The sequence below is a fragment of the Paraburkholderia oxyphila NBRC 105797 genome (genome assembly GCF_000685075.1).
Taxonomy (GTDB): Bacteria; Pseudomonadota; Gammaproteobacteria; order Burkholderiales; family Burkholderiaceae; genus Paraburkholderia; species Paraburkholderia oxyphila.
The window spans coordinates 51,531-77,459 of sequence record NZ_BAYD01000029.1 but is presented as its reverse complement, the minus strand read 5'-3'; the positions used below and the strand labels follow the sequence as shown (position 1 = coordinate 77,459).

Genomic DNA, 25,929 nt, shown 5'->3' with positions numbered 1-25,929 from the left:
AAAAAAAGATTGTGAGCGGAGCTGAAATGCTCCGATCGATGGAGGTCAACGGACGGGCGCGCGTGGCGCAAGCATCGGGCCTTCATGCCGCGCGGCGCCACCACCGGCGGGCAGCACGGCGCACGCGAGCCAACCCGCAAGGCGGGCGTCCAGCGCGTCGGTTGCCACTGCGAACGACTGCACGACGGCGCCGACGTCGGCGGTTGCCGGCGCGGTTTGCGCATCGAACGACTGTATTGCGATGACGCGATGCGCAACGGGATCGACAAGCCGGGCGTCGAGCCCGACATGCACCACCGGCTTGCCGCCCCGGTATTCGGCCTGAAACGCGCGAAGCTGCATATCGAGGTCGAATGTAACATCGAGTGTGCCATCATCGACCGTCACGGCGATGAACCGGCCGTCGCGGGTCAACGCTTCCATGAGCGCGGTGCGCACCATCGCAGGGGCAGGGTCGCTCCAGCGCGCGTCACGGTAGGCTTGCACCGTATCCGGGGTCGGCATCACGACGATATGCTCGCCGGCGAGTGCGCTGCTGAGCGCAGCGGCGCGAATGCGCAGCAGAACCGGTGGCGTTGCCGGCGTGCCGATGGCCGCCTCGCACGGTGCATCCTGTTGCGTCGGCGACGCCGCCAGCGAGTGTGCGGCTGGCGGCGCCAGGCGATACACGTCCGGCGCGCGTGCAGGAAGCAACATCGAGCACGCTGCGACGAGCGTGGCAAGCGCACCCGCAGCGCCCAGACGCAGGGCAGGACGCATTGCCTTCATGGCGAGAACTCGGGCAGCTTGTCTCGACCGAGCAGCCAGCCGGACGGGTCTTCCTGAAGCCGTTCGGTCAGCTCGCGCAGCGAAGCGAGCGTTGCGCGCAATTCGGCAAGCGTGGGACCGAGCTGGTCGGCGCCACGCAGTCCGCTTTTGATCGCGGCGCGATTCGCTTGGACCAGCTGATCGACGCTGTCGCTCGTACGGGCGAGCGAAGCGGTCAATTGCTGGACGTTCGCGACGATCTGCGGCCCTTGCCCCGAGGCGAGCGCGTTGCCCTGCTGCATCAGCCGGTCGGCGCTTTTCAGCGCATGGTCGGCGTCGTGCGCGCTGGCCGTGATCGCTAGCAGCATCGCATGCAGGTCCCCTCGCTCGTTCGCCAGCGCGCCTGCAACCTGCTGGACGTCGGCCAGCGTTTGCCCGATCCTGGTGGCGTTCTCGGGCGACAGGACTTGCTGCATCGCGCGCAGCGTCGCGTTCAGGTTGCTGACGACGTCCTCTCCACCTTCGGCGAAGGTGGACAGCGCCGAGCGCGACGCGACGATGACCGGCGTCTCGCCCGCCGGCGCGGCGAGGCGCGGGCTTTGGGGCGTGCCGCCGCTCAGCTGGATGACCGACGTGCCAGTGATGCCGGTCATGGCGAGCCGCGCCTCGGTGTCACGCTTGACGGGTGTCTTCCTGCCGATGCGCACCCGCGCGTGAACCTGGCGGGGATCGGCGGGGTCCAGCGAAAGCGTGAGCACGTCGCCGACGTTCACGCCGCTGTACTGCACGGGGCTGCCTTCCGAGAGCCCATAGACCGGTTCGTGGAAGATGATGTCGTACTCCGTGAAGCCGCCGCTGGTCGGGCCTTTGGCGAGCCACAGGCCGAACAGCATGGCCGCCGCGACGACGGCCACCGTGAAGAGGCCGATCAGGACGTGATGCGCGCGCGTTTCCATCTCAGCCCCCCATGCGCAATTGTGGCATCGCCGCGAGCGCGGCTCTGCCGCGCGGGCCGTGAAAATATTGTGCGATCCATGGATCGTCGCAATTCGCGACGTCGGGCAGAGGGCCTGCCGCGATCACGCACCGTTGCGAGAGCACGGCAACGCGGTCGCAGATCGCGCAGAGCGTATCGAGGTCGTGCGTGACGAGAAAGACGGTGAGCCCCAGCGCGTCGCGCAGCGTGTGCAGCAGCTGATCGAACGCGGAGGCGCTCACCGGGTCGAGCCCTGAGGTCGGCTCGTCGAGAAAAAGGATCTCCGGGTCCAGCGCGAGCGCGCGGGCTAGCGCCACGCGCTTGATCATGCCCCCGGAGAGCGAGGCGGGCGCCTTGTTCACCGCGTCGGGCGGCAGGCCCACCAGCGCGAGCTTGACGCGGGCGAGCTTTTCGGCCGCGCTGCGACCGAGCGCGGTGTGCTCGACGAGCGGCAACGTCACGTTGTCGAGCACGCTGAGCGACGAGAATAGCGCTCCGCGCTGGAACAGAATGCCCATGCGCTCTTCGGCGCGCATGCGCGCTTCCCGGTCAAGCTCGGCGAGGTTCGAGCCGAACACGCGGATCGTGCCCGCGTCGAACTTGCGCAGCCCGGCGATCGAGCGCAGCAGCACCGACTTGCCGCTGCCTGAGCCGCCCACCACGCCCAGGATCTCGCCGCGCATGACTTCGAGGCTCAGGTGCTCGTGCACGACCTGCTTGCCGAAGCGATTCGAGAGGTTGCGCACCTCGACGACCGGCTCGTCGCTTCCCCCTGCATTCCCGGCGCTCACCACCCCATCTCCATGAAAAAGAGGGCGGCGATGGCGTCGAGCAGAATCACGACAAAGATCGATTGCACGACGCTCGAGGTCGTATGCTCGCCGACCGACTGCGCGCTGCCTTCCACACGCAGTCCTTCGAGGCAGCCGATGCACGCGATCAGGAACGCGAACACCGGCGCCTTGCCCATGCCGATGAAAAAGTGCTGCACGGGAATGTCCAGACGCAGACGGTTCACGAACATCGTCGGCGAAATGCCGAAACGCAGCATGCAGACCAGCGCACCGCCGATCATGCCCGACACCATCGCGACGAAGGTGAGAATCGGCAGCGCGAGGATCATGGCGAACACGCGCGGCAACACCAGCAGTTCGACGGGATTCAGGCCCAGCGCGCGGATGGCGTCGATTTCCTCGTTGGCCTTCATCGAGCCGATCTGGGCCGTGAAGGCGCTGGCCGTGCGGCCGGCCAGCAGGATCGACGCGAGTAGAATGCCGAACTCGCGCAGGAACGAGAAGCCGACGAGATCGATCGTATAGACCCGCGCGCCGAAATCGCCTAGCATCGTCGCCCCGAGAAAGGCAATGACGGCGCCCACCATAAAGGTCAGCAACGCGACGATGGGCAATGCGTCGAGCGCGATCTGCTCGAGCTGGGCGACGATCGAGGTGACGCGCCAGCGCCTGGGCCGCCAGGCGGCGCGGGCCAGCGATTCGAGTACGAGCCCGACGAAGCCGAGCAGGATGAGCGTGCGGTCGGCCAGCCCGAGCACCGCGCCGCCGATGCGCTCGAGCAGTTCGAGCGCGCCGTTGTCGCGCTGCTCGACGCTCTGCTGCGCGGCCTCGCCCACGGCGAGCGCAACGGCGACGAGCAGCGCGAGGCGGTCGGGGGCGAGGCCGGACGCGCTGCGCAACAGGCTGCGCAGGCGCTCGGGGCCGAGCGTCTGCGCGAGCAGCGCGGCGCCCGCCGTGTCGAGTCCGGCGAGCCGCGAGAAGTCGAGCGAGGCAATGGCGCCGGGCGCGGCCAGACGCGCGTTCGCCTCGCACAGCGTATCGTAGTGCGGCAGTGTCCAGTCCCCGATGATCGCCAACACCCCCGGCACGGACGTGTCGATTCGTTGGGAAAACGAAAGAGATGGATCGGACATGCGGCTCAGCCCCCGACGATTCCGTTCGGCCTGGCCGGCCTAACGGCGGCGGTTGCCCAGCAAGCGCAACACCATCAGGAAGAGGTTGAGAAAGTCGAGATAGAGCGCAAGCGCGCCCATGATCGCCTTCTTGCCGGCAGTCGCCTCGTCTTCGCCAGCGTTATAGATGTCACGGATGCGCTGCGTATCGAATGCCGTGAGGCCCGTGAACACGAGCACGCCGATCACGGAGACGGTGAACTGCAACGCCGTAGAAGCGAGGAAGAGATTGACGAGCCCGGCAATCACGATGCCGACGAGCCCCATGAACAGGAACGAACCGAAGCGCGAGAGATCGATCCGTGTCGTGTAGCCGTAAAGGCTGGTTGCGCCGTAGGTTGCCGCGCTGATGAGGAACACGCGCGCGATGCTTTCCCCCGTGTACACGAGGAAGATGCCCGAGAGCGACAAGCCAACCAGCGCGGCATAGGCCCAGAAACCGGTCTGGGCCGCGCCGAGGCTGATGCGCTCGATGCGAAAGCTCAGCAAGATGACGAGCGCGAGCGGTGCGAGCAGCACGATCCAGAAAAGGGGGGTGGCGGCGATCGACACATACAATCCGCTCGTCGCGCCGACGTAAGCGACGGCGCCCGTGAGGACGAGCCCCCCGGCCATGTAGTTGTAGACACGCAGCAAGTACTGTCTGAGGCTGGGGTCGGTGCCTTCCCACCCGCGCTGCGCCGCTTCGTGGCGGGAGCCGCCGGTAAAATTGTTTTCCATGTTCAATTGTCTCCAGAAGAGCGGGACGGGTTCGGCGCAGCGGGCAATCGCCGCTGGAAACGCCAAGGCCTTCACACGCAGATTTGCTGCTTTCCACGCTGTTGCGATTGACATGTATCAAGAGTCTCGCATCGGCTCCTTCCTACGCTTCATACATCGAGCCGGCCCGGGCACCGCGCGATGTAGCGCGCAAGCCGGCCACAGAGGAGGGGCAAGATGTATCAGAAGATTCTGGTCGCGGTGGACGGAAGTCAATCGTCCAGGCGCGCGGTGGAGGAGGCCGTCCGGATCGCGCAGCTCACGCATGCGCACGTGCGTAATGTCTATGTGCTGGATTGGGCGCCGGTGTTCCCGTACACGTGCCACTACGACATGGCCAAGCTGGAGGAGGCATTCAACCGCCAGGGGCATGAGTCGCTCGATGAGGCGGCACGCGTGCTCACGGGCGCCGGCGTCGATACGGATTCTGAGCTTGTGAAGACGCAAAGCATGACCGAGGACGTGGCTGCACGCCTGCAGCGATACGTGGCGCATTACCAGCCCGATCTGGTGGTCATGGGGACGCACGGGTACCGCGGCGCAAGGCGCGCGATTCTCGGCAGCGTGGCCGAGCGGTTTCTGCGCTTCTCGACGTGCCCCGTCATTCTGGCGTGTGAGGCGAGACGTAATCCGGGTCACCCAGTTGTTAGCGAACGTGTGAGGGAAACGACCTGACGTCGAAGTACATCATCGTTCGGGACGGTACTTTGGACCTGTGCGCCGGCTGAACCGGCAGGTGCTTTTCCCATCGACAGATGCTCGACAACCTGGGCCCGATAGACGATCGGTTGAGATACACGCATTCGGCAAGCACGGCCGCTCGTCTCAGGACCCGCTCCTCGGTGCACTGGGCGCACTGGGCGCCATGAACCCCGGCAGGCCGATCTGTTCCGGATGTTGCGGCACGCGGCGCAAACGACCGGTCTGGATCCCCATCGCGGCCAGCCGGCGTAGCAAGCCGGCATAGGCGTCATCGTTCATGTCGGGCGTGCGCGACAGGATCCAGATCAGGCTGCCGTCCTCGAGGCAACGGACCGTGTACCGGTAATCGGGATCCACGTAGACGGTGACGACGACCATTTCAAACGGCCAGATCACGAATACTCGCCATTTTCCGCCGCCGCTGCCCGGCACGACCTTCGCGACCAATTTGCCGCCGGTGATCGGGCGATCGAAGCTGACGCGTCTGCCAAAGAAGCGGTCTTCGATCCTGCCGTCCGTGCGCAGGTCCCACTCCGCGTAGCTGCCGACATAGTCACGCTCGTTCAGATAGGGAACCGTTGCTATCGTGTACCAGCGGCCCATGTAACGCGTCAGGTCGACAGGAACAGCCTGCAACACATGGGGTGACGGTGCTTCGGAGCGCATTGCGGGCGATGGGGCGTTGATGTCCCGAGTCGCGCAAGCGGCGAGTAGAAGCAGGACTGCGGCGAAGACCACGGAGTCCAGGACGCAGCGGATGAACAGACCCGACGCGCGCATCGGGCGCGCAACGTCCCGGTCACAGGGTGAGTCGCTGTACGTTGGCATTTTGTTCGAGCCCGCGGATCATGCCGCCGGAGTCCGCACGACGTCGAAGCCGCACACCGTCGCGCTGCCGCTGCTTGGCGGCAGTAGCGTCGTGAGCATCTTGATGACGGTCGACTTGCCGGCGCCGTTGCGGCCAGGCAGCCCGAAAGTTTCGCCCGCGTCGACCGAAAGCGTCAGCCCATCCACTGCCGTGACCTCGCCGAAGCGGCGGCAAAGGGCATGTGTTTCGATGACAGGGGTGGACATGGCGGCCTGGCGTGTTGGGCGGTGAGGGACAAGGTGCTTGCATGTTGGCAGGCGCCACGGTGCGCCGATTGATCTGCCTCAAAGAGAAGCAGCGTGCCGCACCGCTCAGGCCAGGCCCTCCTGCCTGGCGCCCAGCAGCCGACGCGCGTCGCGCGCGGCGATCCACGCTTCGTTGGTCGGTTCGACGACGACCGTGACCGTGCTCGAGGCGTGGGAGACGACGTGTGCGTGCGCGGCATTGGCGGTGGGGTCGAGCGCAACGCCAAGCCAGCCAAGCGCGGCGCAGATCCGCTCACGCAGCACTGCGCAATGCTCTCCGATGCCGGCCGTGAAAACCAGCATGTCGAGCCCGCCGAGCAATGCCGTCAAGGCCCCCGTCTCGCGCACGATCCGGTGTACGTAGAGCGCGAGCGCGTCGCGCGCCTGGGCATCGCCGCTCGCCTCGCGCGCAAGCAACTCGCGCGGATCCGACGAGATACCGGACACGCCCTTGAGTCCCGACTCGTGGTAGAGGATCTGGCCGAGCGCCGCGTGGGACAGGTGTTCGACGTCGAGCAGATGCAGCACGGCGCCAGGATCGAGCGAGCCGCAGCGCGTGCCCATCATCAAGCCGTCGAGGGCGGAAAACCCCATCGTCGTCGCGACGCTGCGCAGCGCGCGCAGCGCGCACAGGCTGGCGCCGCTGCCAAGGTGCGCGGCGATCACGCGGCCTTGTGCGCGCGCGCCGAACGCCTCGTCGAGCGCGACGCTCAAGTACGCGTAGGACAATCCATGAAAGCCGTAGCGGCGAACGCCCTTGTCGAACCACGCATGAGGCAGCGGCAGCATTTGCTCGCTGCGCGGCAGCGTGTGGTGGAACGCCGTATCGAACACCGCGATCTGCGGGACGCCTGGCAACAGGTTCCGGAACAGATCGATTGCGTCCAGGCTGTGCGGCTGGTGCAGGGGCGCAAGCGGCGTGAGCCTGCGCAGGGCCCCGAGCACGGCATCGTCGACGACGACCGGGGCCGCGTACTGCGCGCCGCCATGTACCACGCGATGCGCGACGCCGCCCAGCGCGAGATGCGGGAGCTGTTCGCGCGCCCACTGTGCAACGTGCAGGAGAATCGCGCGAAACGGATCGTCGCCGGGAGCCCTCGGCAGACTGTGCGCGGGGGCACCGTCGAAGCGGATCGTGGCGCCATTGCCTGCGACGACAGCCTCGCCTTCGTGCCGCGGCCGTCGCTCGGGGTCACCGTGTGCCGGCCAGGCGAACACCGCGAACTTGACACTCGACGAACCTGCGTTGATAGCAAGCAGTGCAAGCGTACGCATCGGTCCCCCTGGCGCGACATCGGAATTGCGACGGAGCGCGCTGGCACGTGAAACAGCCTCTGCTCCGACAGTCTGTGCGACGCAGTCTACGGTGAGGCTCGCCCTCACGCTTGACTCAGATCAACGGGGCCTGCGTACAGCGAACGCACGGTGGAACGGTTGTGTCCGCCGTGGCTTGGCTCGTGCGGCTAGCTTCGCCCAGGGCGAAAGTTGCCTGCAGCACGTGATGCACGTCGTCGCGCCAGCGCTCGCCTGTGAACAGGCCGTAATGGTCGCAGTCGTCCACGTCGAGGCGTCGCCGTCCGTTCGCCGCGATGCTGCTGCACATCGCGTGAGCCGCATGCGTCTGTCCGGCGCCGGTGACGGCATCGCGCGCGCCCTCCACGGTCAGCAGCACGGTGTCGCGCAGGGCAGCCGGCTCGACGAGTGTGCCGCTGCCGCTTGCTCCGCTCAATGCCCCTACGCACCATGTGCCGTTCGCGAGCAGGGCGCGCTGGAACACGATATCGACGGTGTCGAGGAAGTATTCGGCCGGCATATCGAGCAGCGCGGTGTACTCGAGCAATGCGCGGCGCGCGGCGGCAAGCGCGCGGGCGTCGCCGCGCGAACTCGCTTGCGCGTAGCGCTCGATCAGCGAGACGTAGCGATGCGGGTAGACGATCGCGATCTCGGCCTGCTGGAGCCAGGTCGCAAACACGAGCCGACCATGCCCCGCGAAGCCGTTGGGCACGGTGTCGATCAGATGGCGGCGGCACCAGTCGAGCGAATGCGTTGCGGCGGCGAGACCGAGCGTGCTCGGATTGACGCGTGCATCGAGCGGGCCGCCGATCAGCGTGATGCTGGCGGGCGGCGCAGATCCACGTTGCGCGCGCAGCGCGAGCGCCCCGAGCGCGGGAAACGTGGACTGGCAGATAGCCACGACGTGCAGCGGCCGGCCCTCCTGTGCGAGCGAGTCGATGAAGCCGTCGAGCATCGCCACATATTCGTCGAGGCCAAAGCGCCCCGCGTCGAGCGGCACGTCGCGCGCGTTGATCCAGTCCGTGAGATAGACGTCGCCGTCGGCGAGCAGTGCCTCGACCGTCTCGCGCATCATCACGGCCGCATGGCCGGCAAGCGGCGTGCACAGCAACACAGCGCGCGTGGCGTTGGGGCGAGTGAAGCTGCGCAGGTCGCAGAACGGCGTATGCGCGACCACGCGTTCCACGACTTTGCAGCGGCGCCCATCGAGCGCGATCGTTCCGATCGCGAACGGCGGCGGCTCGGCCTCGAGGCCGAGCAGGGGCTCGTACAGATCGGCGTAGCAGGCCGCCGCGGCGCGTGCCAGCGCAGGTACGGGCCACGCATACCGCGCCGCCGCGCGCCATGCGCGCAGCCATTGACGCTGTTGTTCGACCAGGGCATACCACATGTTCACCTCGACGGTGCGCACCATGGTGCGGTGTTTGCCGCCGGCGCGGCGTGTGAAAATCGGCACCGCGTTCGCGCGGGCCGGTCCTAAAGGGTGTACGCATGTATACGGAAGATGGCCTCGGCAAAAAGCGGCGCGCCGTCGAGCACGGTGAGCCGCTCCGGCAACGGCCCGTCCGGCACACGCCAAGGCGCGACGCTGTCGGTCACGACCACACTGGCCAGCGCGCCGCCGCCGAGTTTCTCGCACGCGTCACCGAGGAACAGGCCGGGGGGCACGGCCGCATGCACCGCAGCAGAGCGCCGTTTCGCGCAGGGCCACGCGCTGCGCGAACGCATGCGAGGCCGGGGGAGAGAAGAGTAGCGGCGTGGTGTTCATTGTGAGGACTCCAGGCGTGTATATCGCGTCCGGCCCAGCGCCGCGCGTATTTGCAACGCTGCAGGCTGCTGCTGGACGCGCGTGCCGCACGGCTCGTTTGAGCCCGGCCACTGGCTTTCCGAAGTTTCGCGCGTGGGCGTGCGCATCGTGCGCGCAAGCAGCGCTCGCAGCTTCGCGAGCGAGCGTGTGTTCAGCACGTCTGCTTTCCCCAGCCACCCGCGGCGGGCCTGATTCACGCCGTAACGCAGATTGTCGAGCTCCGCCACGCTGTGCGCGTCGGAATCGATCGAGACCAGCACGCCGTGATCCTTCGCCATGCGGCAGGCCGTATCGATCAGGTCGAGACGTTCGGGCTGGGCATTGAGTTCGAGAAAGCAGCCGCGCTCCTTCGCCTTGCGCACCACGCGCAACATGTCGAAATCGCACGGTTCGCGACTCTCGATCAGGCGGCCGCTCGGGTGCGCGAGCAGGCTAAAGCAAGGGTGGTCCATCGCACGCAGTATCCGCGCGGTCTGGCGCTCGCGCGGCAGGTCGAAATGGCTGTGAATCGCGCCAACCACGAGATCGAGCCGCGCCAGGATGGCATCGGGGAGATCGAGCCCGCCGTCCTCGAGGATGTCGACCTCGATGCCCTTGAGCAGCGTGATCCCAGTGAGCTGCGCGTTGAGGTCGATCTGCGCGGCGAGCCTGGCGGCGTCGAGCCCGTGCGCCATCGCGAGGCGCTTCGAGTGGTCCGTGATGGCGAGGTACGAGAGGCCGCGCTCGCGGGCCGCGTGCGCCATGTCGAACAGCGACGCGCGCCCGTCGCTGGCCACGGTATGGGCGTGCAGATCTCCGCGCAGATCGTCGCGCGCGATCAATGCCGGCAGCGCGGCGCCGCGCGCAGCGTCGATCTCTCCCTGATCTTCGCGCAGCTCCGGGGGGATCCAGCGCAGGCCCACGCTCGCATAAACGGATTCCTCGGTTTCGCCGGCAATGCGGGTGTCCGAGCGAAAGACGCCATATTCGTTGATCTTGAGGCCATGCTCCTGGCCCAGCCGGCGTAACGCCACGTTGTGCGCCTTCGAACCGGTGAAGTAGACGAGCGCCGCGCCCAGGCTCTCGGGTTCCACGACGCGCAGGTCGACCTGCAGACCGCCACGAAGCACGACGCTCGCACGGGTCGGGCCTTGCGCGAGCGCCTCGACGACGTCTTCGTAGCCGACGAACCGGCGCGTGACCGCGGACGGTTCGCGCGCGGTGGCGAGGATGTCGATGTCGCCGACGGTGTCGAGCAGCCTGCGCAGGCTGCCTGCCACCTCGACGCGCGCCACTCCGGGCGACGCGGCGAGCCAGGCGAGCAGCGGCTCTGCGCGCTGGCGCGCCTCGACGAACAGAAAGCGGCGCGATTTGTCCAGGCGCGCCGCGAGGTTCGCAAGGAGATGCGCCTCGGTCCGCGTGCCGAATCCAGGCAACTTGCGCACGCGCCCTGCGGCGGCGGCGCGCTGCAGATCTTCCAGCGATTGCACGCGCAGCAGCTCGTACAGCGTGCGCACGCGTTTTGGCCCGAGCCCCGGAACGCGCAGCAACGCTGTGATCGCTGACGGTACCTGGGCGCGCAGGCTCGCCAGCAGCGCGCATGAGCCGGTGGTGACGATCTCCCGGATCTTGAGCGCGAGGTCGTCGCCGATCGCGGGGATCGCCTTGAGGTCGGCGCCTTGCGCCACCATCGTCCGCAGGTTCTGCCCGTACTCGCCCACCGAGCGCGCGGCGTTGCGGTAAGCACGCACCCGGAAGGGGTTGCCACCCTGGATTTCGAGCAGATCGGCGACATCGCCGAAGACCTCGGCGATGTCGGCATTGTGAATCGGCATGGCTTCAGCTCGTCGCGATGAAAACGTGGCATGGGTGAGCAGCAGGGCGGGGCACTACGACTGCGCAACCGTGCCCTTGGGTCACAGGATGGGCGGCCGCACGGCGGATCCGTTGATCCAGGTCAGCGTGCCCGCAAACGGTCCAGGAGCGGGCAGTTGATCAGTGTCAATTCGATGGGGCGGTCGATGGATGACGATTTCGCAATCCAGATTGGGTCCAGTTGATGGATTCAGCGTGGAGGACATCCGATGGACAATCCTGACCCTCCTCATCGCACTCGCTGGTGGTGGCGATGCGTTCGCGGCGCGGCCATGGGCTTGATGCTGGCGAGCCTCACGACCTGGCTTGGCGCGATATATGACTACCCCGTCGATGCGGCGGTTGTCGCAGGCATGAACGCGCCGGAGTGCGCCTCGGTACGCGCGTTGCCCGCCGGCTCCCGCCTGGCCGCCTCGCTGCCGGACAGTGACAGCTGTCTGCCCTTTTTCCTGTATCGCGCGTCGTTTCCGAATGCGGCTGACAATGCCAAGTCCTATCAAAGTTGGATCCTGCAACAGCGCGTCGGCGAGTTTTGGCAACTGATCGGTTATGTCCTCATAGTGTGGTTCGTCGCGCTGGGTGGCATCGCGATGGCCACAGCAGGCGTGAAACGGCTGGTCCGGCGCCGGCGCCAGCCGCCTTCCTCCGGTACCGGCGCGACGCGAGGGGAGCCCGGCGAGCGCACGCACCGCTGCCCCTGAGCCTGCTGAGCTGGCGCAGGTCAACTCGCCCCCTGTGCCAACGCCGCGAACGTGCATGTGTGCATGTGCAGGCGCGGTTCACGCAGGGGCTGCCGCCGTGCGGGCGAGCGCCTCCAGCAGCGGCGTCCAGAATGCAGCGTCCTCGTAGGCCGCGGGTTCGACACGGGTATCGAAGCGGATCGCCAGCGCGCGCTCCGTGGCGCTCAAGGGCTGGGCCTGCGCGAGTTGTCCGGCGAGCACCGCCGTGTCCGCGTCCGATGGATCGCGCCCCAAGGCGGCCCGTGCCGCGACACGCTTGAAGAGCGTGGCGGGGTCCGCCGTGAATTCGAGGATCACGATCTGCATGCCCAGGCGCTGTGCCAGCGCGATGAAGGCTGCCCGGTTGTGTTCGTGTAGGAAGGTCGCGTCCACGATGGCCGTATAACCGCTTTCGAGCACCGTTTGGGCGTGTTCGAGCAGACCTTCGTAGATCGCGTCGATCTGGCTCGCGGAATAGGCACAAGTGGGAAGGCGTGTGGCGTCGGGCAGGCCGGCGCGGCGCTTGCGCTCAGCGTCGCTCGACAGGCGGATCGCGCCCATCCGCGTGGCCAGCGCGCGGCTCGCGAGCGATTTGCCCGAGCCCGAAAGGCCGTGGCACAGCAGCAGGCAGGGCCGCGCATCGCGCGCACGCGCCGCGACCCCTGTTGCGGCATGCAGATAGCGCGTGCGTCCGGCGGCATCGCCGCGCAGGCGGGCCGCGAACGCGCGCACGAGGGCGCGATAGACCGTGTAGAGCGGCAGCAGGCGCAGCGCTGCATAGTCGCCTGTCGCTGCCAGCCACGCGCCGAGCAGACGGTGCGCGCAGTCCTCGCGCCCGTGCGCGCCATAATCCATCACTGCGAACGCCAGATCGCTTGCGACGTCGATCCAGCGCAGCGCGTCGTCGAACTCGATGCAATCGAACATCAGCAGCCGGTTGCGCCACCGGATGAGGTTGTCCAGATGCAGGTCGCCGTGGCAGGCGCGCACGAACCCGTTCGCGTGCCGCTCGGCGAGCTTGGGCGCGGCACGCGCGAGTGCCTGCTCACACCATGCGCGCAATGCGGTCTCGGACGGCACTGTGGGATCGAGCGCGTCGATGAGCGGCCGACACTGGGCCGCCATGCTGGCTGCGCTGCCGTAGTGGGCGCGCGGCGCGCGGCGGGATGCATGCAGATGGTAGTGCGCGAGCCGAGCCGCGAGCGCATCTGCATCCGCAAGGGCGTCGTCGCGCCGTGCGCAGCGCGCGGAGAGCACCGCGTCCGCATCGAAGCGGCGCATCCGCACCACGTATTCCAGCGCGGCGCCAACCCTGCATCCCGCCGGCGCGCGGTGAAGCGTGGTGTTGTCGAACACGCAGCGCCGGCCGTGCGCCACGAGCGGCCAGACGCCCAGATAGAGCGGCCCGGCCAGCGCACGGTTGAGCTCGCATTCTGCCTGCGCGCAACGGCGGCGCCGCGCGAGCCGTGTGAGATCGACGAAGCCGAGATTCACTGGCTTGAAGATCTTGTACGCGTAGCGCCCGGCGAGATACACGAGCGACAGATGTGTCTCGATGCGGCGAATCTGGCCGGCGGGGTGCGGATAGGTGACTGCGCGCCGCAGCGCGCGATCGGCGCGGCGAGCGTCGCGGCGCGCCTTGCCGCCGCTCAGCGCGAACGGAGGAACATGTCGCGCGCGGGACATGGCACGGGAGCCGCAAGCAACGTAAATGTGCGCGCACCGCGCGTGCGATCGAGATACAGACCCCGAATGCGGCGCGCGCGGTAGGGTCCGCAAAGAAGTCTGCGCAGGATGGTCGATTTCCATTTCCACATGATCTGCACTCCGGATTGAGGCGGCGCGTATCGCCATATATCGGCACGCATAGGCCTGTATGGGCGTGCGGTGCGTCACTTAACCGTATTCGACCGAAGGAGGAGAGGTCGCCGCTTGACTTGTATCAAACAGAGCCCAACAGCCAAGGCGTCGGCTGGCGATGGCATTGCCGTTTGCCCACTCAGGCATCGCCTGATTGATCGAAGTCAATGGACGGTTCACGGCGGCCCCGATCATCGCGGTAGAAGACGGTGCACCGTGCGGCGGCCGGAATGGAACAGGTTGACGGCTAACCCGCGCGGCACCGGTCCGCCGAATGCTGCCACGCTTCCTGGAGGGGTCCATGCAAACGTTGCAAGTGGAGATTCCTGTCGATTATGTGAACCTTGGCGGGACGCTGGAGATTCCCGAGGGGGCCCGGGCGATCGTGGTGTTCGTGCATGGCAGCGGCAGCAGCCGCCTCAGTCCGCGAAACCGGCAGGTGGCCGCGGGCCTGCACCGCGCCGGCTTCGCAACCTTGCTGTTCGATCTCCTGACGCCGAACGAACAACGGCACGACAACGTCGACGCCACGTATCGTTTCAACATCGCGCTGCTGGCACGCCGCCTTGCCGCCACCCTCGTGTGGCTGCGCACGTGGGCGCATCTCGAGACGCTGCCGGTCGGACTGTTCGGCGCGAGCACGGGCGCTGCGGCGGCGCTCGTCGCCGCGGCCGGGACGGACGCCGTGAGCGCCATCGTGTCCCGCGGCGGCCGGCCCGACCTGGCGGGGACATCGCTTGCAACGGTCCCGGCGCCCACGCTGCTGATTGTCGGCGAGCTCGACGAGCAGGTGATCCGCCTGAACCGCAAGGCCGCTGCGCAATTGACGTGCGAGCACCGCATCGAGATCGTGCCCGGCGCGACCCATCTCTTCGAGGAGCCCGGTGTCCTCGAAGACGTGACGCGCCTCGCGGTCCGCTGGTTCGGGCACTGGCTGGACGGCGAGCCGTCCTGAATCCGCTCGTGGCGCGCGAGTGCGGCCTTGCGCGCGCCCGTGCTACAGCGCGCCGGCGCGGTGTCTGGCGGCAGTTACTGAAGGAAAGGACCTGAGCCATGAATGACGTGTTCCAGAATCGTATCGAAGCCGGCAAGCAACTGGGTTGGGCGCTGACGAGCTATGCGGGGCGCGACGACCTCGTGGTGCTGGCGCTGCCACGCGGCGGCGTGCCGGTCGGTTATGAGGTGGCGAAGGCCTTGCGCTGCCCCCTGGACGTGCTGGTCGTGCGCAAGCTCGGCGCGCCTCACAACCCCGAGCTCGCGATGGGCGCCATTGCGAGCGGCGACGCACTCTACATGAACCACCGGGTGCTGCGCGCCCTCGATGTGAGCGAGGCGCAGTTTGCGCAAACCGTCGCGCGCGAGCGCGTCGAGCTTGACCGCCGCGAGTCGGCCTACCGGGGCGAGCGCCCGCCTGCCGCGATAGAGGGCAAGACCGTGATCGTCGTGGACGACGGCATGGCAACCGGGGCGACGATGCACGCTGCCCTGATGGCACTGCGCGCCAGGCGCCCGAAGCACATCGTCGTAGCGACGCCCGTGTGTCCGGTCGGCATCGAAACGCGCTTCGCGCAGGTTGTCGACGACTTCGTCTGCGTGATGCAGCCGGACTGGTTCATGGGGATCGGACAGTTCTACGCGGACTTCAGGCAAACCGACGACGACGAGGTGCGCGCCTGTCTCGACGCCGCGCGGGATTGGCAACCGCAGGCCGCGCATGGCGATGACGGCGATGGCCGCAACACGCGCGCCGCGCCATCCGGTGGCGGGCAGGCTTGAGCGGCAGACTGACCGGCGCGTCGCGCGAACCGCAGCCTCTGCGCACGCGGTTCTCGCCGCCGCGCCGCTCTCGTATTCCGTGCGGGGGGACCCCATCGTGCAGCCATCCAAGACTCCATTTCTTGCCGTTCGCGACCTGGGCCAGCGCCTGAGCGGAGACAGTACGGACTACGACGCACTGTTGGACATGGCACGTGGCCGCGACCTGATCCTGCTAGGGGAGGCGACACACGGCACCGCCGAGTTCTACCGCATGCGCGTGCAAATCACGCTGCGCCTGATCGGCGAGTGCGGGTTCGACACCGTCGCGATCGAAGGCGACTGGCCCGACGCGTGGCGCGTCAACCGTTTCGTGCAGGGCGAGGGCGCGGACGACGCCACGACCGCGCTCGATGATTTCGAGCGTTTCCCGATGTGGATGTGGCGCAATCGCGAGATGCGCGATTTCATTGCGGCGTTGCGCGATATCAACGCGGCGCGGCCGCGCCGGCAGCGCGTAGGGGTTTATGGTCTCGATCTCTACAGCCTCTACCGGTCCGCGGACGCCGTGATCCGCTATCTGGACGCCGTGGACCCGCGCGAGGCCGCATTGGCGCGCGAGCGCTACGCGGCGCTCGATCACGTGCGCGAGCCGCAAGCCTACGGATATGCGGTGGCGCTCGGTGCACGGCCCGCCGCGCGCTCGCTCGCCGTGCAGCAGTTGATGCAGCTACGCGCCGACGAATTCGACTACCTCGCGCGTGACGGCACCGATGCACTCGATGCCCAGTTTTTCGCCGAGCAGAACGCCCAGGTGGTGGTCAACGCCGAAGCATACTACCGGGGGATGTTCAGCAGTCGGCTGAACACGTGGAGCCTGCGCGATGCCCACATGGCCAACACGCTCTTCGCACTGGCGCGCTATCGCGTGCGTCGCGGCGGCAGCGGCAAAGTGGTCGTCTGGGCGCACAACTCGCATCTTGGCGACGCACGCGCCACGGAGTCGCGGCAGCGCGGCGAGTGGAATCTCGGCCAGATCGTGCGCGAGAGCGCGCAGCATCGGGCGCTGCTGGTGGGTTTCACGACCTATACGGGCCATGTGTCGGCGGCTTCGCAGTGGGACGGCGAGGTCGAGCAGAAATGGGTACGCCCCGCACTGCCCGAGAGCTGGGAGCATCTATTCCACTCCACGGGCTACGACCGCTTCTTTTTGCCGCTGCGCGACGACGCATCCCGCCCGCTCAAGGAGCCCCTGCTCGAGCGGGCGATCGGCGTGCTCTACCTGCCCCAGACGGAGCGGCAGAGCCACTACTTCGAGGCCGAGCTCGGCGCGCAGTTCGATGCGCTCTTTCATCTCGACGAAACCTGCGCGCTCGAGCCGCTCGAAGCGGCGGCCGGATGGCACCGGCGCGAGGGCAGCGCCGAGACGCCTTTGGCATAGCCCGGTTCCGTCGCCGCATAGGCGAGCGGCACAACTGGCCGCGGGGGCCTCTCGCCCCCAATGCACATGTCCGCTTTATTCGAACTCGGGCAGATACTGCTCGTTTGCTCGCCTGGCACCGTTGGCCGGCGCGAACCCTTCGACGCTCTCCGAGATCCGCTCCGTTGCGTCTTCATCGCGCTCGATGTCGCGAGCCGGCACGGCGGCAAGCGCCGCGCGGGGCGCATCGGCATCGCCTTGTGCGGGCCCGGTTGCACGGCTGTGCTTGCGGGGGCGCGCGCGCTGTTTGCCGGGCTGCTCCAGCCCGAACCAGGCAACCTCGGCGCGCAGACTGGCGGCATAGGCGCGCCAGCCGCTCGCATTCTGCTCGAACAAACGCTCGCGTACCGATGCGGCGAATCCGGCGCGGTCGAGCTCATCGTCGAGCAGCCACCGGGGCCAGGCGCAGAACGCCTGCAGCGCCTGCGCGACGAAGTCTTCAACGCGCAGGGAAGGCCGGACATGCGCGAGCAGGGGCTCGCCTTCGAGTATGGGATGCAGCGCGACGAGCTGGCCGACCGTCTGGGCTGTCGGCCGCGTTTCGAGAATGCGGGCCACCAGTTGCAGTGCGCGCCCCAGGTGAAGCAGCAGGGCGCGTCGTTCGAAAGCGTCTTTCATGGGGGGTCCTCGCTCACAATTCTGTCCTGTCGGCTGATGCGCCGTCCACGCGCCGCTATCGGGCACACAGGCGCGCCGATTCAGTCGGTTTGTTCGTCATCCGTATGGGTTTGCCGGGCGATCATGCAGTCGGTCGTGAACAGCAAGGAGGCGATGGAGACAGCGTTCTGCAACGCCGTGCGCGTGACTTTCAGCGGATCCACGATACCGGCGGCGATCATGTCGCCGAACGCGCCGCGCGCGGCGTCGTAGCCCCATGCGTCTTGCGCGGCGCTAACGGCATGCACGACCACCTGGGCGTCGGCGCCGGCGTTCTCGGCGATCTGGCCCAGCGGCGCGGCCAGCGCGTCATGAACGATCTTCGCGCCCGCCCGCGTGGTCTCGTCGGCGCCCAACCCGTCGAGCACCGTGCGCGCGCGCAACAGCGCCACTCCGCCGCCCGCAACGATGCCTTCCTCCACCGCCGCGCGCGTGGCGTGGAGCGCGTCCTCGAAGCGGTTCTTGCGCTCATGCAACGCCGTCTCCGTGGCGGCGCCCACGCGAATGACGGCCACGCCGCCCGCCAGGCGCGTGAGACGGCGGGTGAGCGCATCGCGTTCGCTGCCGGAACCCAGTGTTTCGATGCGCGCGCGCAGCGCGCCAATGCGCTCGTCGATGCGGGGCCGCTCGCCGCGCGGTTCGACGATCGTCGTCGTGTCGCGGGCGATCTCGACGCGGCGCGCCGTGCCCAGATCGTCCAGCGTCGCGTGCTCCAGCGTGCGGCCCAGTTGCGGCGAGATGACCGTCGCACCGGTGAGCGTGGCGAGGTCGTTGAGCGTTTCGGTGCGCCGCTCGCCGAACTCGGGCGAGCGCAGGGCGCACGATTTCAGCGCGCCGCGCAGGTGGTTGAGCACGAGCGTCGCCAGCGCCTCGCCCTCGATCTCGTTGGCCACTACGAGCAGCGGCTTGCCGGTGGCGCTGAGCGCTTCGAGCAGCGGCAGCATCTGCGTAATGGAGCTGATGCTCGCGTCGCAAAGGAGGATGCGCGGCTCCTCGAGCACGACCTCGCGCGCCTCGTCGCCGAGAACGAGCGGCGAAGCGAAACCATGCTCGATCAACGAGCCCTCCACCGTCTCCAGTTCGTCTTCAAGCTTCGAGCCGTCTTCGATGCTGATCGCGCCATCGCGGCCGACCCGCTCGACGGCCTGCGCGACAATGCCGCCGATGGTCGCATCACCGCTCGCCGAAATCGTCGCGATGTGGCGCACTTCGTCGGTGCCGGCGCGGGGGCGCGAGAGCTCCCGAAGCCGCGCGACCACACGCTGCCCGGCGGCTTCGATCGCGTGGCGCAGTGCCATCGGGTCGAAACCCGCCGCGACGTACTTGTTACCCTCCACCATGATGGCCTGGGCAAGCGTGGTGGCCGTGGTGGTGCCGTCGCCCGCGAGTTCGCTGGTGCGCGTGGCGACCTCGCGCAACAAGCGCACGCCCATCTCCTCGAACGCGTCGGGCACCGCCACGGAGCTCGCCACGACCACGCCCGAATTGGCGATGAGCGGGGTATCGCCGCTACGTTCGACGATCACGTTGCGGCCACCCGGCCCGAGTGTCACCTTCACGGCTTCGGCGAGCGCGTTGATGCCGTCAAGCAGGCGCTGGCGCGCAGCCTGATGGAATACGAGAGTCTTGCCAGTCACGATCGGCCTCGCTGTTCGAGAGCATGGGTCATACGGGAGGGCGTATTGCGCACCTCGCCATACGCGTAACTCTTATTCCATAACGTAGAGCCATTAGGCGCTTGACTTGCATCAATCGGTGGCGGGACCGGATGTTTTTGACCGAAGTCTGGTCTTCCTTCTTCAGTAGAGCAGATAGCGCATGCGCTTCGGCGCGAAGGCACGCGTTTGCTGCCGCGCAAGCCTGAGCGCCTGTACCGGATCGGCGTCGTGGCCCAGCGCCTCCCAGACGGCATCCGAGCCGATCAGCGCACGCGTCGCGGCGAATTCGAAGGTCTGCGGCCACGCGCGGCGCAGCACCGCGACCAGCGTGAGACCCAGCAAGCCCGGCTCGCGCGTGGCGTCCAAGCTGACCACGCGAACACCGTGACACAGCACGCCATGCCATGCGGATTCGGTCGGCACGAAATCCATCGGCTCGAAGCGCGCGCCCGCATGCGCCGCGTTCAGCGCGGCGGCGAGCGCCGCGCCGTCGATCCACGGTGCGCCGATCCACTCGAACGGATGCGGCGTGCCGCGCCCGACGCTCAGGTTCGCGCCTTCGACCAGCGCCACGTCTGGATAGAGCGCGAGCGCCAGCGGCGTGCGCAGGTTCGGCGAGAGCGGCGTCCACGCGAGACCGGTGTCCGCGAACGACATGTCGCGGCGGTAGCCGCGCATCGGTACCACATGCAAGTCCGCGCCGATTTGCAGCTCGCCATTGAAGTACTGCGCGAGTTCGCCGACGGTCATGCCCGGTTGCAGCGGCAACGCCGTATAGCCGGTAAACGACGTGCGCGCCGCATCGAGCAGCGGGCCGCCGAAGCGCACGGCGCCAAGCGGGTCGGGCCGGTCCAGCACAAAGACCGGTATGCCGCGCGCGGCGGCCGCTTCGAGCGCGTAGCCAAGCGTTGTTTCGTAGGTGAAGAAGCGCACGCCGGCGTCCTGGAGGTCGAAGACGAGCGCATCGAGACCATCGAGCGCGTGCGCGGGAAACCGCTGGCCGCTGCCGTAGAGGCTGATCACAGGGAGCCCCGTCGCCGCGTCGATGGTGTCGCCGAACGGTGCGTCGACGTCGCCGTTCAGGCCGTGCTCGGGCGCAAAGAGCACCCGCAGCGCGACGCCGGGCGCGTGGGCCAGCACGTCGGCCGTGCGCCGGCCCTCGGCGTCGATGCCGCTGCGGTTCGTCACCAGACCGATTCGTCTGCCCGCGAGCGGCGCGAAATGCTGCGCGGCGAGGACGTCGATACCCGTCATCACCGGCCCGCGCGCGCGCGGCATGACCTGCGCGGCGGCGAGCGTCGCCGCGCTCCAGGGCAGGCGCTGTGCGAGTTGCGCCCCGGAAAGCGGCGGTGCGTTGCTGGCGACGAGCGAGCTGATTTGCGCGCGCAAGGGCTCGGCGTCGCCGCGCCCGCCCATCAGCACGCGGTTGGTCAGCACGACCAGAAAGCGGGCGGTCGCGAAGTCGATCCACATGGCCGTGCCGGTGTAGCCGGTGTGGTACAGCACGCCGATGGGCACGAGCCGGTCGCGGTTCGCCACGAGCGGCGCGCCAAGCTCCCAGCCGAGACCGCGCCATGGCGGTGCATCGATGGCCGACGCGGGCTGCGCGAGCAGGGCGACGCTCGACGCACTCAGGATGCGTGCGCCGTCGAGCGTGCCGCCTTGCAGCAGCATGCGGGCGTAGCGCGCGAGGTCGCCGGTCGTCGAGAAGAGGCCCGCATGCCCTGCGATGCCGCCCATGCGCGCGGCAATCGGGTCGTGCACCATGCCGCGCGCGAGGCCGCTTGTCGGCGCGCTGCGGGTTGCAAGCGCGGCGTCGGGTCTGAAGCCGGTATCGACCATGCCGAGCGGCGCGAAAATGTGCGCCCGACAGTATGCGTCGAAGCGTTCCCCGCTGACGCGCTCCACGAGCTTCGCGAGCACGATGAAGTTCACATCGCTGTAAATCACGCGTGCGCCGGGTGCGGCGTCAGGGACGACATTGGCGGCCTCGCGCAGGACGTCCTCAGCATCGGCGGCGTGCGCGATGGGTACGTCAGGCGGTAGCCCCGACGTGTGCGCTAGCAGCTCGCGCACGGTGATATCGCCTTTGCCGCGCGCGCCGAACGCGGGCCAGTAGCGGGTGACGGGCGCGCCCAGATCGAGCCTGCCCGATTCGGCCAGCTGGAGCACCGCCGTTGTCGTCGCGATCGCCTTCGTGAGCGAGGCGAGATCGAAGACGGTGTCGAGCGTCATGGGCTCGGGCTGAATACCGCGCGTGCGCGCGCCGGCCGCGTAATGCCACGCGGGCGCTTGCGCGTCGCCGGCCATGACCACGGCGCCCGGAATGCGCCCCTCGGCGATCTGCGTGGCGACGATCGCGTCGAGCCCGGCCGGCGCGCGCGATTCAGTCGATTCGGGAGCTTCGGGCGCGGGCGTCTCCGCAGATGGACGCGGTGAGGCCACATGCACCGCGCCAGCGTGCTGCGCCGGCTGATGTGGCGGCACCGCGCAGTCCGTCAAGGCAACGGCCAGCGCGGCCGCGAGCAGCCCCGCCGCGCACCGCGTGCCGCGGCTTGCCACGCCGCGAAGCCGCATGAGCCTCAATGCGGCAGTTGCGCCGGATCGTAGCGATTGCGCGGATTCCATAGCATCCAGCCATCCGTGCCAGCGGCATCGGCGGCGCCCACCTGCTCGCGGATCGCCTCCGCGCCGAACTCGCGATGATCGAACGCATAGTCGCGAAACGCCTGCAGCCACGGCCTGAATCGCACGCCCGGCAAGCCGGTGCGGGTCTTCGCCTCGGCGAGCGAGCGGCCGACGATCTGGCCCGGCTCTTCTGTCGGGCGCGTGCAGCCGGGCAGCCCCCAGGTGAAGCCCGACGGATAGAGCATCGGCGAGATGTAGTCGAGCGGCGCGCCGAGCTGCTCGATCTGCTGGCCGATGGCGGTGTCGTCGAGATTCCAGCACACGTAGCCGAAGATGTCCGCCGCCACGAAGACGTTATAGGGCGCGAGGCGCGCGCGTGCCGCATCGAGAAAGCTGACGATTGCCGCCGTGCGGTTCGCGCGCGTGTTCGGCTCGCTGAAGCGCAGGCCCGGCGCATCGGGAAAGCGCACGTAATCGAACTGGATTTCGTCGAAGCCGAGGCGCGCGGCCTCTTCGGCGACGTCGAGGTTGTGCGCCCACACTTCGTGCCGGAACGGATCGACCCATTGCAGCGACTCGCGGTCGCGCCACAAGTCGCCCGCCGCGTCGCGCACCGCCCACTCGGGATGCGCGCTCGCGAGCGGATCGTCCTTGAAGACGACGATGCGCGCGATCAGATAGAAGCCCTGCTCGTGCAGCGTCGCCACGAGCGCGGCGAAGTCGTCGATGTAGGGCGGCTGCGCGCTCACGTGACGGATTGCGCCGATGGCGTCGCGCGTGGTGTCGCGCCAGGGCGTGAGGCCGCGGTCGCCCTTGGCGTCGATCACGAGCGCATTGATGCCGTTGCTCGCCTTGAGCGCCACGGCATCGCCGCGCAGCGTGCGGCTCGTCACGCCGAAAACGGACAGGTAGACCGCTTTCGGGCGGAACGGCGTGAGCGCGATCGTCACGGGCGCGCCGGCGCTCACGTCCATGCTGGTGCGCAGGTAGCCCGGCGCGCGCGCCGCCACGCTCGTGCCGGACGCGGGCGCAGGAAAGGCGCCGTGCGCATCGGCGCGCAGCGCACGGCCACCGATCGTGAGGATGGCATCGGGAATGGGCGCGCGTGTTTTCGCGTCGATGACGATGCCTTCGGCGCCGTTTGCCGCCTGCGCGCTCGCACCGGCGCACGCGAGCCCGCACACGCTCATGCAGACGAACACGGCAAGCGAGGCGATCGTGCTCCGGATCGCGCGGGGATTGACGGTGGGCAGGGTGAGGTCGGTCATGGCGCGGCTCAGGGTTGGGTGGTTTGTGCGTGCATGGCGGATGCGTGCTCGCCGAGCATCTGGCCGAGGCGCTCGGGCGTGCAGGTGTCGACCATCAGAAAGCGCGGAACCGCGAGCGGGGGCGTCGAATGCGTGACGCGATGCGGCTCGATCGTGAACGCCGCGTCGTAGCCGGCACGTTGCGCGAGGGTGATCAACTGGTCGTCGTAGATGCCGAAGGGCCAGGCGAGCATGTCCACATGGCCGCCGAGCTGATGTTCGAGCAGCTCGCGCGAGTGCGTAAGCTGCTTCAGCGCGAACTGTTCGAAGTCGGCGGCCGACTGGCGCCGGCGCTCGACGTTGAAATTCGGATGCCACCAGGTGTGCGACTGAATGTCGAAGAGCCCGGTATCGCGAAGCTCGTGCAACTCGGGCCAGGTCATCGCATAAGTCGCGTTCGAGATGGCCGACGGATAGATGAACAGGGTGACCGGAAACCGCTCGCGCAGGACGATCGCGCGCATGACTTCGTAGACCGAACGATGGCCGTCGTCGACTGTGATCGCGACGGCCTTGGGCGGCAGCCTGGCCGTTGGGTCCCTCAGCCAGGTGACGACGTCGCGCAGCGGCACGATCTGGTAGCCGTGCGCGTGCAGCCAGGCGAGATGCGCTTCGAACGTGGTCACGCGAACGGTCATCGAGTCCGTGGCTTCAGCGGCAAACCGGTGGTAGACGAGGACCGACACCTGCGGTGCGGGTGGGGCCGCTTCGGCTCGCGCCGGCAGCGGGCGCCACGCGAGTGTCGTGGCCAGGATCAGCAGCAGGATGCCGCTGAGCATGCTGGGAAAATAGCGCATGGTCTTTGTCCTGTTCTTCTGTTCGTCGTTGTTTGTGGGCCGTTGCCGCGGGCACTTCTCGCGCGGCGCAGCGCTGATCTCTATTCGAGCCGGACCGTCCCCGTTTGAGCTTGATCTGCATCAATGGCACGACGACGCGGGAATTCAGCATGGATTTGACGTGCGCAAACCGGCGCCCAGTCGCAGATTCGCTTCGGAGGTCACGAAATGACAGTTCGCTCCACGACGCAAACGCGTAACCGTGCCGCAGCATCTTCAGGAACGCGTGCCGATCACCCGGGTCTGGCGACGATGGTCATGTGCGGGGGCGCTCCGCAAATACAGCCCCGGCGGACCGGCGGACCTCAGTCGGGGAAGATGGGAGGCGTGCGTGCCACGAGAAAGCGTGGGGCAAGCACGCCGGCTTCGACGTGGGCGACGGTGGAAGTCGTGTTCTACAAGGAGATTCTCGACCACCGCGGCTTTGCGCACCGCTGCGAGTTGATGCGCGTGTGCAGCGAGGACATCGACCGCGATCAAGCCATCGCGGGCGCTATCCTCGAATTTGAACAGGCTCAACGGGTCAGCAACTGGACGATTGCGGCCAACGGCTACGTGGTTGAAGCGCCAGCGTGATTGGGCCAAATAAGGCGAAGGAAATCCGCAATGCCACCGATTGGTGAACGCGCCTTGGAGGACACTGAGGCTCGCACGCACACCTTGTGCCTCTTCCTGTGCGGCGATGTGATGACGGGTCGCGGTATCGACCAGATCCTGCCGCATCCGGTCGCGCCACACCTGTTCGAGCCCTATGTCCGATCCGCGCAGGAGTACGTGAAGCTCGCGGAGCGCGCCACGGGCAAGCTGCGGTTACCGGTCGACTACGCGTATCCCTGGGGCGATGCCCTCGCCGTGCTTGCGCAGCGCCATCCGCACGCGCGCATCGTCAATCTCGAGACGGCGGTCACCGCCAGCGACGCGCACTGGCGCGGCAAATCCATTCACTATCGCATGCACCCGGCCAATCTCGCGTGTCTGAGCGCGGCGGGCATCGACTGCTGTGTGCTCGCGAACAATCATGTGCTGGACTGGGGGCACACGGGTCTGAGCGAAACGCTCGAGTCGCTGCACGACGCGGCAATTCGCACCGCCGGCGCCGGGCGCCATGCGCAAGAGGCCAGCGCGCCTGCCATCATCGATATCGCCGGGCAGGGCCGCATACTGGTCTACGCCTATGCGAGCGCGACGGCCGGCGTACCCGAGGAGTGGGCAGCCGCCGCAAGGCGCGGCGGCGTCAACTGGCTTGCCGATCTTTCCGCAAAAAGCGCCGGGGCGATCGCACGCCTTGTTGACCACGCGCGCCAGCCGGGCGACGTCGTCGTGATATCGCTGCATTGGGGCGGCAATTGGGGCTTCGACGTCTCGCGCGCTGAGCGCGCATTTGCCGGGCACCTCATCGATGCGGGGGCGGCGGATGTGATCCACGGTCATTCGTCGCACCATATCAGGGGCATCGAAGTCTACCGCGGCAAGCCGGTACTCTACGGCTGCGGCGACTTCCTGAACGACTATGAGGGCATTACCGGCAACGAAAGCTATCGGCCCGATCTCACGCTCATGTATTTTCCGGAAGTGGACCCGACCGGGGGAGCCCTTGTGGCATTGACCGCAGTGCCGATGCAGATACGGCATTTGCGCGTGGGCCACGCGCCGGATGAAGGTGTTTCGTGGCTCTATGCGACGCTTCAGCGGGAATGCGGCCGATTCGGTGTCGACGTGGAGCGTGACACGCGCATGAACACGTTCACGCTGCGATGGTGAGCGGAGGTACGCCCACGCGGCACCTGCCATCAATGCGCTCGAGTTCGAATC

General features: G+C 67.8%; 24 protein-coding genes. 7 read left to right on the top strand and 17 right to left on the bottom strand.

What is annotated here, in order from left to right:
• Window positions 1-45: 45 nt before the first annotated feature.
• From BO1_RS51790 to BO1_RS19450, 5 genes are read right to left on the bottom strand one after another with little or no spacing between them, the layout of a single operon-like run.
• Window positions 46-768 carry an ABC-type transport auxiliary lipoprotein family protein gene (locus BO1_RS51790; RefSeq protein ID WP_043285461.1) on the bottom strand — a complete coding sequence of 241 codons (723 nt, stop codon included), beginning with the start codon at window positions 766-768 and terminating at the stop codon, window positions 46-48.
• Window positions 765-1,703 carry an MlaD family protein gene (locus BO1_RS19465; RefSeq protein WP_028218989.1) on the bottom strand — a complete coding sequence of 313 codons (939 nt, stop codon included), beginning with the start codon at window positions 1,701-1,703 and terminating at the stop codon, window positions 765-767. Before BO1_RS19465 ends, BO1_RS51790 begins: the two co-directional genes overlap by 4 nt.
• A 1-nt stretch (window position 1,704) precedes the next feature.
• Window positions 1,705-2,517, bottom strand: coding sequence for an ABC transporter ATP-binding protein (locus BO1_RS19460; RefSeq protein WP_028218988.1), 813 nt, complete (start codon window positions 2,515-2,517; stop codon window positions 1,705-1,707).
• Window positions 2,511-3,650 carry an MlaE family ABC transporter permease gene (locus BO1_RS19455; protein WP_028218987.1) on the bottom strand — a complete coding sequence of 380 codons (1,140 nt, stop codon included), beginning with the start codon at window positions 3,648-3,650 and terminating at the stop codon, window positions 2,511-2,513. The genes BO1_RS19460 and BO1_RS19455 overlap by 7 nt, the downstream gene beginning before the upstream one ends.
• A 39-nt stretch (window positions 3,651-3,689) precedes the next feature.
• Window positions 3,690-4,409, bottom strand: a complete 720-nt coding sequence (locus tag BO1_RS19450; protein ID WP_028218986.1) for a Bax inhibitor-1/YccA family protein — start codon at window positions 4,407-4,409, stop codon at window positions 3,690-3,692.
• A 216-nt stretch (window positions 4,410-4,625) separates the two neighbouring features.
• Between BO1_RS19450 and BO1_RS51785 the strand changes: the two genes are divergently transcribed.
• A complete protein-coding gene (locus tag BO1_RS51785) occupies window positions 4,626-5,123 on the top strand; it encodes a universal stress protein (protein ID WP_063744693.1) in 498 nt (165 codons plus the stop codon).
• Between the two features lie 150 nt (window positions 5,124-5,273).
• On the opposite strand, the gene BO1_RS19440 is transcribed toward BO1_RS51785, so the two are convergent.
• The 6 genes from BO1_RS19440 to polX all read right to left on the bottom strand — a co-directional run bounded on the left by BO1_RS19440 (window position 5,274) and on the right by polX (window position 11,177).
• Window positions 5,274-5,816 carry a lipocalin family protein gene (locus BO1_RS19440; RefSeq protein ID WP_245643841.1) on the bottom strand — a complete coding sequence of 181 codons (543 nt, stop codon included), beginning with the start codon at window positions 5,814-5,816 and terminating at the stop codon, window positions 5,274-5,276.
• A 180-nt stretch (window positions 5,817-5,996) separates the two neighbouring features.
• Window positions 5,997-6,224: an ATP-binding cassette domain-containing protein gene (locus tag BO1_RS61780; protein WP_028218984.1), complete on the bottom strand. Its 228-nt coding sequence runs from the start codon at window positions 6,222-6,224 to the stop codon at window positions 5,997-5,999.
• A 105-nt stretch (window positions 6,225-6,329) separates the two neighbouring features.
• On the bottom strand, window positions 6,330-7,538 hold the full coding sequence (locus tag BO1_RS19430) for an acetate/propionate family kinase (protein ID WP_028218983.1): 1,209 nt from the start codon (window positions 7,536-7,538) through the stop codon (window positions 6,330-6,332).
• Between the two features lie 115 nt (window positions 7,539-7,653).
• The gene (gene phaZ / locus BO1_RS51780) at window positions 7,654-8,946 is read right to left on the bottom strand and encodes a polyhydroxyalkanoate depolymerase (protein WP_043285493.1); all 1,293 of its coding nucleotides are present in this window, start codon (window positions 8,944-8,946) and stop codon (window positions 7,654-7,656) included.
• 86 nt (window positions 8,947-9,032) lie between these two features.
• The gene (locus BO1_RS19420) at window positions 9,033-9,224 is read right to left on the bottom strand and encodes a hypothetical protein (protein WP_245643840.1); all 192 of its coding nucleotides are present in this window, start codon (window positions 9,222-9,224) and stop codon (window positions 9,033-9,035) included.
• A 96-nt stretch (window positions 9,225-9,320) separates the two neighbouring features.
• Window positions 9,321-11,177: a DNA polymerase/3'-5' exonuclease PolX gene (gene polX, locus BO1_RS51775; RefSeq protein ID WP_063744692.1), complete on the bottom strand. Its 1,857-nt coding sequence runs from the start codon at window positions 11,175-11,177 to the stop codon at window positions 9,321-9,323.
• A 249-nt stretch (window positions 11,178-11,426) separates the two neighbouring features.
• On the opposite strand from polX, the gene BO1_RS51770 reads away from it, so the two are divergent.
• The gene (locus BO1_RS51770) at window positions 11,427-11,918 is read left to right on the top strand and encodes a hypothetical protein (protein WP_043285458.1); all 492 of its coding nucleotides are present in this window, start codon (window positions 11,427-11,429) and stop codon (window positions 11,916-11,918) included.
• Window positions 11,919-11,996: 78 nt separating this feature from the next.
• Here BO1_RS51770 and BO1_RS19405 read toward each other — a convergent pair whose 3' ends face one another.
• Window positions 11,997-13,622 carry a bifunctional aminoglycoside phosphotransferase/ATP-binding protein gene (locus BO1_RS19405; protein ID WP_028218981.1) on the bottom strand — a complete coding sequence of 542 codons (1,626 nt, stop codon included), beginning with the start codon at window positions 13,620-13,622 and terminating at the stop codon, window positions 11,997-11,999.
• Window positions 13,623-14,097: 475 nt separating this feature from the next.
• On the opposite strand from BO1_RS19405, the gene BO1_RS19400 reads away from it, so the two are divergent.
• From BO1_RS19400 to BO1_RS19390, 3 genes are all read left to right on the top strand, one after another.
• The gene (locus tag BO1_RS19400) at window positions 14,098-14,751 is read left to right on the top strand and encodes a dienelactone hydrolase family protein (protein WP_028218980.1); all 654 of its coding nucleotides are present in this window, start codon (window positions 14,098-14,100) and stop codon (window positions 14,749-14,751) included.
• A gap of 98 nt (window positions 14,752-14,849) precedes the next feature.
• Window positions 14,850-15,572 carry a phosphoribosyltransferase gene (locus tag BO1_RS51765; RefSeq protein ID WP_043285456.1) on the top strand — a complete coding sequence of 241 codons (723 nt, stop codon included), beginning with the start codon at window positions 14,850-14,852 and terminating at the stop codon, window positions 15,570-15,572.
• Window positions 15,573-15,669: 97 nt separating this feature from the next.
• Entirely contained in the window at window positions 15,670-16,992 is a 1,323-nt protein-coding gene (locus BO1_RS19390; protein WP_028218979.1) for an erythromycin esterase family protein, read from the top strand.
• A gap of 75 nt (window positions 16,993-17,067) precedes the next feature.
• On the opposite strand, the gene BO1_RS51760 is transcribed toward BO1_RS19390, so the two are convergent.
• The 5 genes from BO1_RS51760 to BO1_RS51750 form a co-directional block, all read right to left on the bottom strand.
• Window positions 17,068-17,649: a hypothetical protein gene (locus tag BO1_RS51760; protein WP_043285454.1), complete on the bottom strand. Its 582-nt coding sequence runs from the start codon at window positions 17,647-17,649 to the stop codon at window positions 17,068-17,070.
• Between the two features lie 80 nt (window positions 17,650-17,729).
• Window positions 17,730-19,325 carry a chaperonin GroEL gene (groL, locus tag BO1_RS19380; RefSeq protein WP_028218978.1) on the bottom strand — a complete coding sequence of 532 codons (1,596 nt, stop codon included), beginning with the start codon at window positions 19,323-19,325 and terminating at the stop codon, window positions 17,730-17,732.
• 162 nt (window positions 19,326-19,487) lie between these two features.
• The gene (locus BO1_RS51755; RefSeq protein ID WP_084688050.1) at window positions 19,488-21,923 is read right to left on the bottom strand and encodes a serine hydrolase; all 2,436 of its coding nucleotides are present in this window, start codon (window positions 21,921-21,923) and stop codon (window positions 19,488-19,490) included.
• Between the two features lie 5 nt (window positions 21,924-21,928).
• On the bottom strand, window positions 21,929-23,164 hold the full coding sequence (locus BO1_RS19370; protein ID WP_043285487.1) for a putative glycoside hydrolase: 1,236 nt from the start codon (window positions 23,162-23,164) through the stop codon (window positions 21,929-21,931).
• Window positions 23,165-23,250: 86 nt separating this feature from the next.
• On the bottom strand, window positions 23,251-24,078 hold the full coding sequence (locus tag BO1_RS51750) for a polysaccharide deacetylase family protein (RefSeq protein ID WP_052409517.1): 828 nt from the start codon (window positions 24,076-24,078) through the stop codon (window positions 23,251-23,253).
• Between the two features lie 366 nt (window positions 24,079-24,444).
• Between BO1_RS51750 and BO1_RS19360 the strand changes: the two genes are divergently transcribed.
• Both BO1_RS19360 and BO1_RS51745 read left to right on the top strand, forming a co-directional pair.
• The gene (locus BO1_RS19360; protein ID WP_156992320.1) at window positions 24,445-24,693 is read left to right on the top strand and encodes a hypothetical protein; all 249 of its coding nucleotides are present in this window, start codon (window positions 24,445-24,447) and stop codon (window positions 24,691-24,693) included.
• A 30-nt stretch (window positions 24,694-24,723) separates the two neighbouring features.
• Window positions 24,724-25,878 carry a CapA family protein gene (locus BO1_RS51745; protein ID WP_043285452.1) on the top strand — a complete coding sequence of 385 codons (1,155 nt, stop codon included), beginning with the start codon at window positions 24,724-24,726 and terminating at the stop codon, window positions 25,876-25,878.
• Window positions 25,879-25,929: the final 51 nt, after the last annotated feature.

What these genes read in the sequence shown, in the direction of transcription:
- BO1_RS51785 (WP_063744693.1), top strand. Translation starts at nt 4,626, where the DNA reads ATGTATCAGAAGATTCTGGTCGCGGTGGACGGAAGTCAATCGTCCAGG.
- BO1_RS19465 (WP_028218989.1), bottom strand. Translation starts at nt 1,703, where the DNA reads ATGGAAACGCGCGCGCATCACGTCCTGATCGGCCTCTTCACGGTGGCC.
- BO1_RS51750 (WP_052409517.1), bottom strand. Translation starts at nt 24,078, where the DNA reads ATGCGCTATTTTCCCAGCATGCTCAGCGGCATCCTGCTGCTGATCCTG.
- BO1_RS19370 (WP_043285487.1), bottom strand. Translation starts at nt 23,164, where the DNA reads ATGAGCGTGTGCGGGCTCGCGTGCGCCGGTGCGAGCGCGCAGGCGGCA.
- BO1_RS51765 (WP_043285456.1), top strand. Translation starts at nt 14,850, where the DNA reads ATGAATGACGTGTTCCAGAATCGTATCGAAGCCGGCAAGCAACTGGGT.
- BO1_RS19440 (WP_245643841.1), bottom strand. Translation starts at nt 5,816, where the DNA reads ATGCGCTCCGAAGCACCGTCACCCCATGTGTTGCAGGCTGTTCCTGTC.
- BO1_RS19430 (WP_028218983.1), bottom strand. Translation starts at nt 7,538, where the DNA reads ATGCGTACGCTTGCACTGCTTGCTATCAACGCAGGTTCGTCGAGTGTC.
- BO1_RS51770 (WP_043285458.1), top strand. Translation starts at nt 11,427, where the DNA reads ATGGACAATCCTGACCCTCCTCATCGCACTCGCTGGTGGTGGCGATGC.
- BO1_RS51760 (WP_043285454.1), bottom strand. Translation starts at nt 17,649, where the DNA reads ATGAAAGACGCTTTCGAACGACGCGCCCTGCTGCTTCACCTGGGGCGC.
- BO1_RS51790 (WP_043285461.1), bottom strand. Translation starts at nt 768, where the DNA reads ATGAAGGCAATGCGTCCTGCCCTGCGTCTGGGCGCTGCGGGTGCGCTT.
- phaZ (WP_043285493.1), bottom strand. Translation starts at nt 8,946, where the DNA reads ATGTGGTATGCCCTGGTCGAACAACAGCGTCAATGGCTGCGCGCATGG.
- BO1_RS19405 (WP_028218981.1), bottom strand. Translation starts at nt 13,622, where the DNA reads ATGTCCCGCGCGCGACATGTTCCTCCGTTCGCGCTGAGCGGCGGCAAG.
- BO1_RS19400 (WP_028218980.1), top strand. Translation starts at nt 14,098, where the DNA reads ATGCAAACGTTGCAAGTGGAGATTCCTGTCGATTATGTGAACCTTGGC.
- BO1_RS19450 (WP_028218986.1), bottom strand. Translation starts at nt 4,409, where the DNA reads ATGGAAAACAATTTTACCGGCGGCTCCCGCCACGAAGCGGCGCAGCGC.
- BO1_RS19455 (WP_028218987.1), bottom strand. Translation starts at nt 3,650, where the DNA reads ATGTCCGATCCATCTCTTTCGTTTTCCCAACGAATCGACACGTCCGTG.
- BO1_RS51745 (WP_043285452.1), top strand. Translation starts at nt 24,724, where the DNA reads ATGCCACCGATTGGTGAACGCGCCTTGGAGGACACTGAGGCTCGCACG.
- BO1_RS51755 (WP_084688050.1), bottom strand. Translation starts at nt 21,923, where the DNA reads ATGCGGCTTCGCGGCGTGGCAAGCCGCGGCACGCGGTGCGCGGCGGGG.
- polX (WP_063744692.1), bottom strand. Translation starts at nt 11,177, where the DNA reads ATGCCGATTCACAATGCCGACATCGCCGAGGTCTTCGGCGATGTCGCC.
- BO1_RS61780 (WP_028218984.1), bottom strand. Translation starts at nt 6,224, where the DNA reads ATGTCCACCCCTGTCATCGAAACACATGCCCTTTGCCGCCGCTTCGGC.